We start from the raw sequence: 13,295 nt of genomic DNA on the forward strand, positions 1-13,295 counted from the left end.
GGCTGACGCGGCGTCAGTGATCCTGCGCCGCGAACGCCTGGGCACGCACCGGCCAGTCGTCCGGCACGACGAAGCCGCGCGCCGTTTCGCGCCACGTGCCGTCACTGCCCTTTTCATGAATGCCGATCAGCGCAGGCGCCTCGCGCGTCGTCAACACCGACGGCAATTCCAGCGTGGCCGCCAGCGTTTCGGGTTCGAATCCGCTACCGACGGCAGCCAGTCGCGGCGCTAGCCACGCAAGCCGCGGCAACACGCTCCATGCGACGCCGGCACGCTGAGCGGCCGCCCAGGCCGGCCACTGCGCGTGCGTGAGCCAGAAACCGTGCGGGTGATCCGGCGCGATTTCCGCGGACACCGGCGGCAGCGGCGCGCCGTGCGGATAGAACAACCAGCCCTTGATGAACATCTGCGCGTCGGACGGCGCGCCGTAGCCGAGCCGCGCAAACCCGTCGCGATCGCCGAGCCGCAGCTGGTGCTCGAGCAACCGGCGGCGCTTGCGGTCGAACCGGTCGACGAGATTGGGGCCAACGAAATCGGCAAGCGATGCGCCGGCTTGCACCGGCGCGCACAGGTAGCACTTCACCGCGAGTTCCCAGTGCAGGCGCCGCCCGTCCGGTGCGTCGACGAGAAAATCGACTTCGCCGAGCGTCTTGCCGTTGCTGCGCAGCGGCAGATTGGCCGCGACGAGCCGCAGCGACGGCCCGTGCGTCAGGAAATACTCGAGCAGGCATTCGGCGTAGCGGCCGAGGCGGGTGGGCCGGAAGCCGTCAAGCGCGCGATGCAGCGGCTCGGGCTGCGCATCGAGCGCGGCGAGCCATGCTTCGACGGCCGACTGTCCCACCGCATCCAGCCACGGGCGCGCCAGCGGCGCGTCCGGCACCGCGGTGAGCAAGCTCGGGCTGGCCAGCAGCCAGCCCAGATCCCGAACCGCGACGTCGTGCAGCGTATCGACGAATGCGCACGCCGCGCCGGTCGTCATTGTCCGGCCGGCCCGTTCGCGTCGCCGCCCTCTGCGCGCCGGAACGTGTCGCGCGCGAGGCACAGGTCGGCCCACGCCTTCGACTTGTCCTGCAGGCTGCGCAACAGGTACGCCGGATGGTAGGTCACGATCACCGGCACGCCTTCGTACGCATGCACGCGGCCGCGCAGCGACGCAATGCTCGCGTCCGTCTTCAGCAGCGTCTGCGCGGCGAAGCGGCCGAGCGCGACGATCAGCTTCGGCTTCACGAGCGCGACCTGGCGCTGCAGGTACGGCTCGCAGCTCGCGACCTCGTCCGGCTCCGGATTGCGGTTGCCGGGCGGCCGGCACTTGATCACGTTCGCGATGTACACGTTGTCGCCGCGCTTGAGCGACAGCGAATGCAGCATGTTGTCGAGCAGCTTGCCGGCCTGGCCGACGAACGGCTCGCCCTGCTTGTCCTCGTTCTCGCCCGGCGCTTCGCCGATCAGCATCCAGTCCGCTTCGCGGTCGCCGACGCCGAACACGGTGTTGGTCCGCTTCTCGCACAGACCGCACAGCGTGCAGTCGGCCACGCGCGCGGCCAGCGCATCCCAGTCGAGCGCGGCAACCGGCGTACCGACGGGACGCGCTTCGGCCATCGGCACGGGATCGCCCGGCGGCGCCGCGTCGAACCACGCGAAATCGTCGGGTCCGGCAGGCGGCATGTCATCCATCGGCGGCATCGTGTCGGCCGACGCGACCGGCGTAACCGGTGCAGGCGCGCGATCGCCGTCGTCGACGCGCCGCGACGGGACGGCGGCCGGCGCGCGAGCCGGCGAAGCATCGGCGCTCCGCGCCACTGCGGGCGGTGCGTCGTCCTGCACCGGCGGACGCGCGGTCCGCGCAGGCCGCCCGGTCGCGACGGCCGGTGCGGCGTCCACCGCACCGGTTTGCGCGGCGGCGTGCGCTTCGGCTGTCGCGCCCTCGTCCGTGCCTGCATCCGCGCCTTGCCCGCGCCGCACCCAGATCTGCGCGAGGCCCATTTCCTCGAGCGCCGCTTCAGCCCATGCCATGCGCGTCCCCTTCGTCCTTGTTCAGCGTCAGACGCATCACGATCGCGTCCTCCCGGCTGCGATGCTTCGCCGGGTAATAGTTCTTGCGCCGGCCGATCGTCAAGAAGCCGAAACGCTCGTACAGATGGATCGCGCGCGGATTGGACGGCCGCACCTCGAGCAGCACGCCGTCGAGCCCTTCCGCGCGCGAAATGCGCACGGCCTCGCGCAGCAGCGCCAGGCCCGCGCCCGCGCACTGCGCGGCCGGCGCGACGCACAGGTTCAGCAGGTGCATCTCGTCGACCACGGGCATCAGCACGCAATAGCCGATCAACGAACCCGTCACGTGCCGCAGGCACACGCCCAGATAGCCGTTGCGCAACGAATCCTCGAAATTGCCGCGGCTCCACGGGAATTCGTACGCGACGTGCTCGATCGCGACGACCTCGTCGAGATCGGCATCCGTCATCGGCGCCAGATAGCGGTCGCTCAGCAGTACGCCCGTCATCCCTTCGCTCCGCCCGTCTGCGCGGCCCGTGCCGCGACGCGCTCGGCGGTGGTCTGCGCGACCTTGTCGCGCACGTACTCCGGCGCCGCCTGATCGGCCGGCACCGCGCGGCCGGCGCGGAACGCACGCAGGGCGGCATGGGCGACCGCCAGCGCGTGCGGCATCGCGTCGCCGTCGATCACGGCCGCGCGCGCCGCAGCCGGCAACTGCGCGCCGAACGCGGCGGCCGCATTGCCCGCGAGCGTGAACGGCACATCGGGCACGCCGACGGCGCCCGGCGCATCGAGCGAAGCCGGATGCAGCGTGCGCCAGTCGCCGGTACTGTCGTCCCACGCGAAATCCGCCCAGTAGGCTTCATCCATCCGCGCATCCAGCGCGGCCAGCACGCGGGTCGTGCCGGGCGCGCGCAGCCGCGCGTGCTCGGCGCACGCGAGCAGCGTGCCGATCGGCACGACCGGCAGCCCGCGCCCGAACGCGAGACCCTGGGTGATGCCCGTCGCGGTACGCAGGCCCGTAAACGAGCCGGGGCCTGCGCCGAACGCGATCGCGTCGCAATCGGCGAGCGTCAGCCCCGATTCGGCGAAAAGGTCCTGGATGGCCGGCAGCACGCGCGTGCTCGACACGGCGCCCGTCAGCTCGTGGCGGACCCAGGTTTGCGGGGTGGAAACGGCGTCATCGGCGTGGGCCGAGCGCAGCAGCGCGACCGAGCAGTATTCGGTCGACGTATCGATGGCGAGGAGCACTGTTTGCGTCATGGGCGACATTGTAATGCGGCGCCCCGCTCCCACGGGCGATCGGGCCCGATCCGTGCGTGTGCGCCGCACCGGGCGGCGGTTTGGAAGGATCGCTCGACCCCGCGCGGCGGTCCGCTTGTTAAGATCGCCCGACCTGAAACCCTTACGGAGACACCCGATGAGCGAACTCACCGCCCAATTCGACCAGGCCCAGATCGACGTCAAGCAACTGACGGAACGTCCGGGCAACCTGACCCTGCTGCGCCTGTACGCCCTCTTCAAGCAGGCGACCGACGGCGACGCCCATGGCGACAAGCCGGGCTTCACCGACATCGTCGGCAAATACAAGTACGACGCCTGGGATGCGCTGAAGGGCACGTCGCAGGATGCGGCGAAGCAGCAGTACATCGAACTCGTCGAATCGCTGAAGAACGGCACGGCTTCCTGACCGAATCGCCCCCTGCCGCAATAGGCAATCAAATCAGTGGCGCAGCGCAGCAAATCTCTTTATAATGCTGCCTGCGTCATCTTCCGCGCTCGGCTCGCAAGCCGTTCCGGCCTGACGCCTCGTAGCGTTAAGCTCCAATCCGGTTTAGAACCTGTCCCCTCCTGCTTCGACCTTCACGGTCGTCACTTATCAGGCTGGCGGCCACGCTCCTGAAGCGCGCCGCACCCAAAACAGCTTCTAATGCCTCATCCGCCGACGGTTCGGCGGATTGCACCCCCGTTTCCCGATTTGCTCGCTGAATCCGACGACTTGGGTATGCGCGATTGGCGCCGACGTTTCACCCACTGTGTTTCAAGGATTGTTATGACTTCGAGCATCAACTCCAGCCCGCTCAACGCGATCGCCGACCAGGCGCTCGGTCTCGACGACGCCGCCGCACCGGCCGCGGTCGAACCGGCGTCGGACGAGCCGAGCTTCGCGTCGCTCGGGTTGTCGCCGGAGATCGTCTCCGCGCTGCAGGCCGCCGGCTACGTGAAGCCGACGCCGGTCCAGCAGCGCGCGATTCCGGCCGGCATCGCCGGCCGTGACCTGCTGGTCTCGAGCCCGACCGGTTCGGGCAAGACCGCCGCATTCATGCTGCCCGCGATCGAACGTTTCGCGCAGCTCCAGAAGGCGCAGGCGCAGCAACCGCGCGCGCCGCGCGAACCGAACCAGGGCGACCGCCGCGCGCGCCGCCCGCAACCCGTCGCGCGCCCGGGCCTGCTCGTGCTGACGCCGACCCGTGAACTCGCGATGCAGGTCACCACGGCCGCAACGACCTATGGCAAGCACCTGAAGCGCCTGCGCACGGTCAGCATCCTCGGCGGCGTCGCCTACGGCCAGCAGCTGATGCTGCTCGCGAAGAACCCGGAAATCCTGGTCGCCACGCCGGGCCGTCTGCTCGACCACCTCGAGCGCGGCCGCATCGACCTGTCCGAGCTGAAGATGCTCGTCCTCGACGAAGCCGACCGCATGCTCGACATGGGCTTCATCGACGACATCGAAACGATCGTTGCCGCCACCCCCGAGTCGCGCCAGACGATGCTGTTCTCGGCCACGCTCGACGGCAAGATCGGTTCGCTGACGAGCCGCCTGCTGAAGGATCCGGAACGCATCGAGATCCAGCAGCGCCTCGAGTCGCGCGCGAACATCGCGCAAACCGTGCACTACGTCGACGACCGCGACCACAAGGATCGCCTGCTCGATCACCTGCTGCGCGACGACGCGCTCGACCAGGCGATCATCTTCACGGCGACCAAGATCGACGCCGACCAGCTCGCCGGCCGTCTCGCCGACGCAGGCTTCGAATCGGCCGCGCTGCACGGCGACCTGCCGCAGGGCGCGCGTAACCGCACGATCCGTGCGCTGCGCGAGCGCCGTGTGCGCGTGCTGGTGGCCACCGACGTCGCGGCACGCGGCATCGACATCCCGGGCATCACGCACGTGTTCAACTACGACCTGCCGAAGTTCGCGGAAGACTACGTGCACCGTATCGGCCGTACGGGCCGTGCAGGCCGTTCGGGCACGGCCGTGAGCCTCGTGCACCACGCCGAGCAAGGCGCGCTCAAGCGCATCGAGCGTTTCGTGCGCGCGCCGCTGCCGGTCAACGTGATCGAAGGCTTCGAGCCGCGCAAGGCGCCCCCGCGCAACGGCGGCACCGGCGGCCGTGGCCGTCCGGGCGGCGGTAACGGCGGTCGTCGTTTCGGCGGCAAGCCGGGCGGCGGTTATGGCGGCAGCGGTAACGGCAGCGGCCGCAGCTACGGCGGCGGCAATGGCGGCGGCTGGAGCGGCAAGCCGGGTGGCAGCCGTGACGGCGGCCCGCGTCGCGACGGCCAGCGCAGCGGCGGCCTGCGTCGCAGCAACTCGGCGTCGTAAGCACGCACGGGCGGCCACCGGCCGCCCTACGGAGGGCAGGCCCGCGGATAACCGCCCTGCCCATCCAGCCAACCGGCGCATCCGCGCCGGTTTTTTTTCGCCCCGCCCCAAATTTCACGATGCGGAAAATTTTTTTGTGTCGTAAAAAATCATGCTGCGCGGCACAACCCGGGCGATTGCGGGATGGGAAAAGACATTTCTTATCCTGAAACAATGATTTCAAGATATTGATTTAAAACAACTAAAAATTTACCCCACCCCTCGGCCGGCCCCCTGTCCTGCTCCAGTCGATTTGCCTAGACTCTTATACAAGACCTCACGAACCGGAACGCACCGCTCCCGGCTTCGAGAACAGCGTCAACACCGTCAGAGTCAACCCATCAGGCATCGCACCGCATCAAGGAGCTCATCATGTCGCGACAGCAACAGGCACAGGAACTGCAAAAGCAATGGGAAACCGATCCGCGCTGGAAGGGCATCAAGCGCAGCTACTCGGCTGAAGACGTGGTCCGCCTGCGTGGTTCGATTCCGATCGAGCACACGCTCGCCAAGCGCGGCGCGGAAAAACTGTGGAGCCTCGTCAACAACGAGCCGTTCGTTAACGCACTCGGCGCACTGACCGGCAACCAGGCGATGCAGCAGGTGAAGGCCGGCCTGAAGGCGATCTACCTGTCCGGCTGGCAAGTGGCCGGCGACGCGAACGTCGCGGGCGAAATGTACCCGGACCAGTCGCTGTACCCGGCAAACTCGGTGCCGCTTGTCGTGAAGCGCATCAACAACACGCTGACGCGCGCCGACCAGATCCAGTGGTCGGAAGGCAAGAACCCGGGCGACGAAGGCTATGTCGACTTCTTCGCACCGATCGTCGCTGACGCGGAAGCCGGTTTCGGCGGCGTGCTGAACGCGTTCGAACTGATGAAGGCGATGATCGAAGCCGGCGCGTCGGGCGTGCACTTCGAGGACCAGCTCGCTTCGGTGAAGAAGTGCGGCCACATGGGCGGCAAGGTGCTCGTGCCGACGCGCGAGGCCGTCGCGAAGCTGTCGGCTGCGCGTCTCGCGGCCGACGTGATGGGCACGTCGACCGTGCTGGTCGCCCGCACCGACGCGGAAGCAGCCGACCTGATCACGTCCGACGTCGACGACAACGACAAGCCGTTCCTGACGGGCGAGCGCACGGTGGAAGGCTTCTTCCGCACCAAGCCGGGCATCGAGCAGGCGATCTCGCGCGGTCTGGCGTACGCGCCGTACGCCGACCTGGTCTGGTGCGAAACGGGCAAGCCGGATCTCGAGTACGCGAAGAAGTTCGCGGAAGCGATCCACAAGCAGTTCCCGGGCAAGCTGCTGTCGTACAACTGCTCGCCGTCGTTCAACTGGAAGAAGAACCTCGACGACGCGACGATCGCGAAGTTCCAGAAGGAACTCGGCGCGATGGGCTACAAGTTCCAGTTCATCACGCTGGCCGGCTTCCATGCGCTGAACTACTCGATGTTCAACCTCGCGCACGGCTATGCCCGCACGCAGATGAGCGCGTTCGTCGAACTGCAGCAGGCCGAGTTCGCAGCCGCGGACAAGGGCTTCACGGCCGTCAAGCACCAGCGCGAAGTCGGCACCGGCTACTTCGACGCGGTGACGCAGACGGTCGAGCGCGAAGCATCGACCACCGCGCTGCACGGCTCGACCGAAGACGAGCAGTTCTTCGACGGCAAGAAGGTCGCGTAAGCCGAAAAGCACGACGCGCCACGCGTCATGCCGATGCCCGCCCCGTCTCGCGGCGGCGCGGCATCGGCCACCGGACAACAATCAGGGAGGAGACGGCAGGCGCGCGATCCCGATCGCGCGACCCGCCGCGCGGCCTGCGGGCCGCCAGCAACGACGCGCGCCGGCTTCGTCCGGCGCGCCCTTTTTCCAGGGCGCCGCCCTACCGATACACGATCACCGGAATTTTCGTATGGGTCAGCACGCGCTGCGTCTCGCTGCCGATCAGCAAGCTGCCGAGCCCGCGGCGTCCGTGGGACGCCATGAAGATCACGTCGCAGCCGCCGCGTTCGGCCGCCTCGATGATGCCGAGATACGGCGACGGATGCACGCTCGTCCAGGTGTCGCACTCGACGCCGGCCGCCTTCGCAGCCGATTCGACCTCGTCGAGGTGCGCACGCGCCTCGCGCTCGCTGCGCGCCCGGAAATCGGCGGGCGGCTCGATGATCACTTCGGAAAACGGCGAATACGGATACTGCGGCAGGCACGCGTAGGCCGTGACCCGCGCACCGACCGCGCGCGCCAGGTCGATCGCGCCGTCGATCGCCTTCTGCGACAGTTCGGAACCGTCGGTTGGAACGAGGATGTGCCGGAACATCGCGCCCTCCTTCGTCAATCGCACTCCGCGCGCCGCGCGTCCGGGCGGTCCGGCTGCGTCGCGTGGGGCATGCCTGTTTCGATTGTAGGACGTGAAAGCACCCGGCCGGGCCGCGCAGCGGGTTCGCCCTCATATCGGAAACGCGCGGCTGGCCGCCGCCTACTCGCCCCAATAACCGGGCCGCTCGTACGTGTGCTTCAGGTAATCGAGAAACAGCCGCACGCGCAGCGGCAGATGCCGACGTTGCGGAAACACCGCGTGGATACCGATCGGCGGGGCGGCGAATGCGTCGAGCACGCTGACGAGCCGGCCGGCCGCGATGTCCTCGCCGACCTCCCACCACGAGCGCCACGCCAGGCCGTGGCCTTCGAGGCACCACTCGTGCAGCACCGCACCGTCCGAGCACTCCATCGTGCCGTTCACGCGGATCGACACGACCTTGTCGTCCTCCTGGAATGTCCAGCCGCGTTGCTGGTTCGCGTTTGCCGCGAGCGCGAGGCAATTGTGCCGCGCCAGCTCGGCAAGCGTGACCGGCGTGCCGCGTCGAGCCAAATACGCGGGCGAAGCGACGCACACGCGACGGTTCTCGCCGAGCTTCAGCGACACGAGCGACGAGTCGGGCAGCTCGCCGAGCCGCACCGCGCAATCGAACCCCTCGTTGACGAGGTCGACCATCCGGTCGGACAGATCGAGCGTGACCGATACATCCGGATGCCCGACGCTGAATTCGGGCACGAGCGGCGCGACGTGCCGCCGGCCGAAGCCGGCCGGCGCCGAGATGCGCAGGTGGCCGCTCGCCTTGACGCCGCCGGCGGACACACTCGCCTCCGCGTTCTGCATGTCGTTGATGACGCGCTGGCAATCCTCGAGGAACGCCGAGCCCTCGAACGTCAGCGTGAGCTTGCGCGTCGTGCGCACCAGCAGCTTCACGCCAAGCCGCTCCTCGAGCGCGTCGAGCCGGCGGCCGATGATCGCGGGCGCGACCCCTTCCGCGTGCGCGGCCGCCGACAGGCTGCCCTTTGCCGCGACCGCGGCGAACGTTTCGATCTGCTTGAACCGGTCCATGACTTGCAGGGGCGGCGCCGTCGCCCTTCAAATAGCTTAAACCGCTCAAGATTAGGTAGATGAAAGTAAAAGATCAAGTGATGTTTAGCGTCTTTTTTGGCACATACGATCACGAATAGAATTCACCTGACCTCTGAAACTGGAGTGCAAGGCTATGTCGGCCACAACGACACTCTCCTCTCCCGACGCAATCCTCTTCGACGCATTCGGCACGTTGTTCGACGTGCGTGCGGTCCTGGCCGCGGCGGAGCAGATGTTTCCCGGTCACGGGGAACGGTTGTCGCAGTTGTGGCGACGCAAGCAAATCGAATACTCGCAACTGCGCACGCTCGCCGATCCGGCCGGCGCCCGCTATCGCCCGTTCCGGGACATCACGCTCGACGCGCTGCGGTTCGCCGCGCGCCGGCTCGGGCTCGCGCTGAACAGCGCGGCCGAGAAGCGGCTGATGGACGAATACGCGTGCCTGTCCACCTATCCCGATACGGTGCCCGCGCTGCGCAAGCTGCGCGCGCTCGACCCGCGCCCGCCGCTCGGGATCCTGTCGAACGGCACGCCGCAGATGCTCGACATCGCGATCAAGAGCGCCGGCATGTCCGGGCTGTTCGATCGCGTGCTGTCGGCCGACACCGTGCGCGCGTACAAGCCGAGCCCGGCCGCCTACGCGCTCGGCACCAACGCGTTCGGTCCGAACCGGCGGGGCATCGTGTTCGTGTCGTCGAACGCGTGGGACGTCGCCGGCGCCGTCTGGTTCGGCTACACGACGTTCTGGCTCAACCGCACGGGCGCGCCCGCCGAGGAACTCAGCGCGCCGCCCGACGGCATCGGCACCGGCATGGCCGACCTGCTCGCATTCCTCGCCACCCCGGCTCCGTCCGGCAGACCCGCAAACCGCACGCGCCCCAGCCCGGGTGCATGACGTTCGCAGCGCTGCCGCCTTCCCCCTTCACCGAAACCGCAACTGACCGACCAAGGAGATGAGACTCATGAGCACCCCGATCACGCTGCCGCAAGGCATGGCGATCACCGGCGAAATCAAGCCGGGTTACGAAGCAATCCTGACGCCTGAAGCGCTCGCACTCGTTGCAGCGCTGCACCGCACGTTCGAACCGCGCCGCCAGGCGCTGCTGCAGGCGCGCGTCGAGCGCACGAAACGCCTCGACGCGGGCGAGCGCCCCGACTTCCTGGCCGAGACGAAGGCGATCCGCGAAGGCGACTGGAAGGTCGCGCCGCTGCCGGCCGACCTGCAATGCCGCCGTGTCGAGATCACGGGCCCCGTCGAGCGCAAGATGATCATCAATGCGCTGAACTCGGGCGCCGATTCGTACATGACGGACTTCGAGGATTCGAACGCGCCGAGCTGGACGAACCAGATCGACGGCCAGATCAACCTGAAGGACGCGGTGCGCCGCACGATCTCGCTCGAGCAGAACGGCAAGTCGTACCGGCTGAACGACAAGGTCGCGACGCTGATCGTGCGTCCGCGCGGCTGGCACCTCGACGAGAAGCACGTGACGGTCGACGGCCAGCGCGTGTCCGGCGGCATCTTCGATTTCGCGCTGTTCCTGTTCCACAACGCGAAGGAGCTGCTCGCGCGCGGCTCGGGCCCGTACTTCTACCTGCCGAAGATGGAAAGCCATCTCGAGGCGCGCCTGTGGAACGACATCTTCGTCGCCGCGCAGGAAGGCGTCGGCGTGCCGCGCGGCACGATCCGCGCGACGGTGCTGATCGAGACGATCCTCGCCGCGTTCGAGATGGACGAAATCCTGTACGAACTGCGCGAACACAGCTCGGGCCTGAACGCCGGCCGCTGGGACTACATCTTCTCGGCCATCAAGAAGTTCAGGAACGACCGCGACTTCTGCCTCGCCGAGCGTTCGAAGATCACGATGACGGTACCGTTCATGCGCGCGTACGCGCTGCTGCTGCTGAAGACCTGCCACAAGCGCAACGCGCCGGCGATCGGCGGGATGAGCGCGCTGATCCCGATCAAGAACGATCCGGAAGCGAACGACAAGGCCATGGGCGGCGTGCGCTCGGACAAGCAGCGCGACGCGACCGACGGCTACGACGGCGGCTGGGTGGCCCATCCGGGCCTCGTGCCGATCGCGATGGAAGAGTTCGTCAAGGTGCTCGGCGACAAGCCGAACCAGATCGCGAAGCAGCGCGACGACGTGCAGGTCGAAGGCAAGAACCTGCTCGACTTCCAGCCGGAAGCGCCGATCACCGAAGCCGGCCTGCGCAACAACATCAACGTCGGCATCCACTACCTCGGCGCCTGGCTCGACGGCAACGGCTGCGTGCCGATCCACAACCTGATGGAAGACGCGGCCACGGCCGAAATCTCCCGTTCGCAGGTGTGGCAATGGATCCGCTCGCCGAAGGGCGTGCTCGACGACGGCCGCAAGGTCACCGCCGAACTCGTGCGTGAACTCTCGAAGGCCGAACTCGACAACGTGAAGCGCTCGGTCGGCGGCAACACGCAGCCGTACGAGCGCGCCGCGGCGATCTTCGAGCAGATGTCGACGTCGGAAGGCTTCACCGAATTCCTGACGCTGCCGCTGTACGAGGAAATCTGACGTCGCTGCCCGCCTCGACCGGGGCCGGCCCTGCGTCGGCGCCGGTCGCGTGCGATGACGGCATCAAAAAAGCGCCCCGCGGGGCGCTTTTTCTTTTGCGACAGGATCCGCTACCGCGGCTGCCGCGCAACCGGTCACACGGCTTCCCGCTCGCGCCGATGCTGAACCCAGTCGCCCGACGCAATGCGCGGACGCCCCGCAATCGCGTGCGCGGCGACCGGATAGTAAAGGCAGGCGTACTGCCGGCCGCCGAGCTCGACGGTCACGTCTTCCGGCTTGAACAGCGAGTCGACGCCCGGATACACGCGCTCGATCTCGTCGAGCACCGGAACGAGCCGGTCGTCGACCTCGTAGACGTCGCCCCAGACCAGCGACTTGTCGGCCGACCCGGCAATCATTCCCGGATAGGTACCGAAATCGTACAGTTCGCCCGGCAGCGCGACGGCGCCGAGCAGCGTCGGCGCGGCAATCCCGTGCCTGGCGGCCGCGTGGCCGATGTCGTTGACCTCCCCGTTTCTCAGGGTGCCGTAGACGAATACGTAGCGCATCGTGGTTCTCCTCTTTGATTCGTATGGTGCCGTGTCCGCACGCGATTCGTGGCGAAATCGCCCGCGCCTCGATAGACCACGATACCGGCCGGATGGTTCGAACCCGCCAGCGCGCCCGGCCCCGGGGCAGTCCGGAAATCGCCGGGCCCCCACACAAAGTTCATTTGAACGCGGCATGATCGCCCGACAAACCGCCGCATGCACGTTCGCGGCGCCTTCTACAATAACGGCATCGCCGCCGCGCTGCCCGAATCGTCCATGAACCCGCCGTTCCAAGCCGACGTACCGAACCCGTACGTCATCGACATTCCGCCCGAATTCGCGCCGACCGCCGTCCATCCGATGCGCGTGCGCGCACGGCAGGTCAATACCGGCCACCGCATCCCGCTGCATACGCATGCGTGGGCGCAGCTCGCATACGCATCGCGCGGCGTGCTGCGCGTCGCGACGACCGGCACGACCTGGATGGTGCCGCCGTCCCGCGCGATCTGGGTGCCGCCGCGCGTGACGCACGAGGTCGTGATCGTCGAAGAGGCGTATTTGCGCACGCTGTATATCGACGAGTCGATCGTGCCGGACGGGCTCGACGCGTGCCGCGTCGTCGAGGTGACGGGACTCCTGCGCGAGCTGATCGTCGCACTCGACGCGCGCGACCTGAGCACCACGCGCGAGCGCCTGCTGTGCGGGCTCGTGCTCGACGAGCTGAGTCACGCCGAGCCGCTGCCGCTCGCGGTGCCGATGCCCGACGAAAAAAGGCTGCGCATGCTGTGCGAATCGGTCCTCGCGCACCCGGCCCACGCGGAGTCGCTCGAGCATTGGGCCAGCGAGGTCGGCGCCAGCACGCGCACGATTTCGCGGCTCTTCAAGCAGGAACTGGGCGTGAGCTTTTCGCAGTGGCGCCAGCAGGCGCTGCTGGCGCGGGCCATTCCGCTGCTGAACCAGGGGCGCCCGCTGTCGCATATCGCGCGCGAACTCGGCTACCAGAGCCAGAGCGCGTTTTCGGCGATGTTCAGGCGTGCATTCGGCGAAAGCCCGCGCGCATTCATGCTGCGCGGCTACGAGCACCGCGGCCCGGAAGGCAGCCGCGCGGACGACGAAATGCCGGACGACGACGCGATCGACGCTGCCCGCTGAACGCGTCGCTTCAGGCCGTCAGG

The 13,295-nt window shown here is 67.9% G+C and carries 13 protein-coding genes; 6 read left to right on the top strand and 7 right to left on the bottom strand.

The window, feature by feature from the left end; all coding sequences use genetic code 11:
- Positions 1-13 precede the first annotated feature (13 nt).
- The 4 genes from CFB45_RS11680 to tsaB are packed head-to-tail and all read right to left on the bottom strand — an operon-like array spanning position 14 to position 3,264.
- The gene (locus CFB45_RS11680; protein ID WP_089425703.1) at positions 14-979 is read right to left on the bottom strand and encodes a DUF1853 family protein; all 966 of its coding nucleotides are present in this window, start codon (positions 977-979) and stop codon (positions 14-16) included.
- Positions 976-2,013: a uracil-DNA glycosylase gene (locus CFB45_RS11685; RefSeq protein WP_089425704.1), complete on the bottom strand. Its 1,038-nt coding sequence runs from the start codon at positions 2,011-2,013 to the stop codon at positions 976-978. Before CFB45_RS11685 ends, CFB45_RS11680 begins: the two co-directional genes overlap by 4 nt.
- A complete protein-coding gene (gene rimI, locus CFB45_RS11690) occupies positions 2,000-2,500 on the bottom strand; it encodes a ribosomal protein S18-alanine N-acetyltransferase (RefSeq protein WP_089425705.1) in 501 nt (166 codons plus the stop codon). The genes CFB45_RS11685 and rimI overlap by 14 nt, the downstream gene beginning before the upstream one ends.
- Positions 2,497-3,264, bottom strand: coding sequence for a tRNA (adenosine(37)-N6)-threonylcarbamoyltransferase complex dimerization subunit type 1 TsaB (gene tsaB, locus CFB45_RS11695; RefSeq protein ID WP_089425706.1), 768 nt, complete (start codon positions 3,262-3,264; stop codon positions 2,497-2,499). Before tsaB ends, rimI begins: the two co-directional genes overlap by 4 nt.
- A gap of 148 nt (positions 3,265-3,412) precedes the next feature.
- Here tsaB and CFB45_RS11700 point away from each other — a divergent pair, with 148 nt between their 5' ends.
- The 3 genes from CFB45_RS11700 to aceA all read left to right on the top strand — a co-directional run bounded on the left by CFB45_RS11700 (position 3,413) and on the right by aceA (position 7,315).
- Positions 3,413-3,682: an acyl-CoA-binding protein gene (locus tag CFB45_RS11700; protein WP_011352486.1), complete on the top strand. Its 270-nt coding sequence runs from the start codon at positions 3,413-3,415 to the stop codon at positions 3,680-3,682.
- 363 nt (positions 3,683-4,045) lie between these two features.
- Positions 4,046-5,596, top strand: a complete 1,551-nt coding sequence (locus tag CFB45_RS11705; RefSeq protein WP_089425707.1) for a DEAD/DEAH box helicase — start codon at positions 4,046-4,048, stop codon at positions 5,594-5,596.
- A 411-nt stretch (positions 5,597-6,007) separates the two neighbouring features.
- Entirely contained in the window at positions 6,008-7,315 is a 1,308-nt protein-coding gene (gene aceA / locus CFB45_RS11710; RefSeq protein ID WP_069248300.1) for an isocitrate lyase, read from the top strand.
- Positions 7,316-7,514: 199 nt separating this feature from the next.
- On the opposite strand, the gene CFB45_RS11715 is transcribed toward aceA, so the two are convergent.
- Both CFB45_RS11715 and CFB45_RS11720 read right to left on the bottom strand, forming a co-directional pair.
- Positions 7,515-7,949: a universal stress protein gene (locus CFB45_RS11715; RefSeq protein ID WP_089425708.1), complete on the bottom strand. Its 435-nt coding sequence runs from the start codon at positions 7,947-7,949 to the stop codon at positions 7,515-7,517.
- 159 nt (positions 7,950-8,108) lie between these two features.
- Complete coding sequence (locus tag CFB45_RS11720; protein ID WP_089425709.1) at positions 8,109-9,014, bottom strand: LysR family transcriptional regulator; 906 nt, start codon at positions 9,012-9,014, stop codon at positions 8,109-8,111.
- Positions 9,015-9,168: 154 nt separating this feature from the next.
- On the opposite strand from CFB45_RS11720, the gene CFB45_RS11725 reads away from it, so the two are divergent.
- Both CFB45_RS11725 and aceB read left to right on the top strand, forming a co-directional pair.
- Entirely contained in the window at positions 9,169-9,930 is a 762-nt protein-coding gene (locus tag CFB45_RS11725) for a haloacid dehalogenase type II (RefSeq protein WP_089425710.1), read from the top strand.
- Between the two features lie 67 nt (positions 9,931-9,997).
- On the top strand, positions 9,998-11,590 hold the full coding sequence (aceB, locus tag CFB45_RS11730; RefSeq protein WP_089425947.1) for a malate synthase A: 1,593 nt from the start codon (positions 9,998-10,000) through the stop codon (positions 11,588-11,590).
- 134 nt (positions 11,591-11,724) lie between these two features.
- Here aceB and CFB45_RS11735 read toward each other — a convergent pair whose 3' ends face one another.
- Positions 11,725-12,138 (bottom strand): gamma-glutamylcyclotransferase family protein, encoded by a 414-nt coding sequence (locus CFB45_RS11735; protein WP_089425711.1) that lies wholly within the window; start codon positions 12,136-12,138, stop codon positions 11,725-11,727.
- Between the two features lie 258 nt (positions 12,139-12,396).
- Between CFB45_RS11735 and CFB45_RS11740 the strand changes: the two genes are divergently transcribed.
- On the top strand, positions 12,397-13,272 hold the full coding sequence (locus tag CFB45_RS11740) for an AraC family transcriptional regulator (RefSeq protein ID WP_089425948.1): 876 nt from the start codon (positions 12,397-12,399) through the stop codon (positions 13,270-13,272).
- Positions 13,273-13,295: the final 23 nt, after the last annotated feature.

The sequence above is a fragment of the Burkholderia sp. HI2500 genome, assembly GCF_002223055.1.
In the GTDB taxonomy this organism is placed as follows: Bacteria; Pseudomonadota; Gammaproteobacteria; order Burkholderiales; family Burkholderiaceae; genus Burkholderia.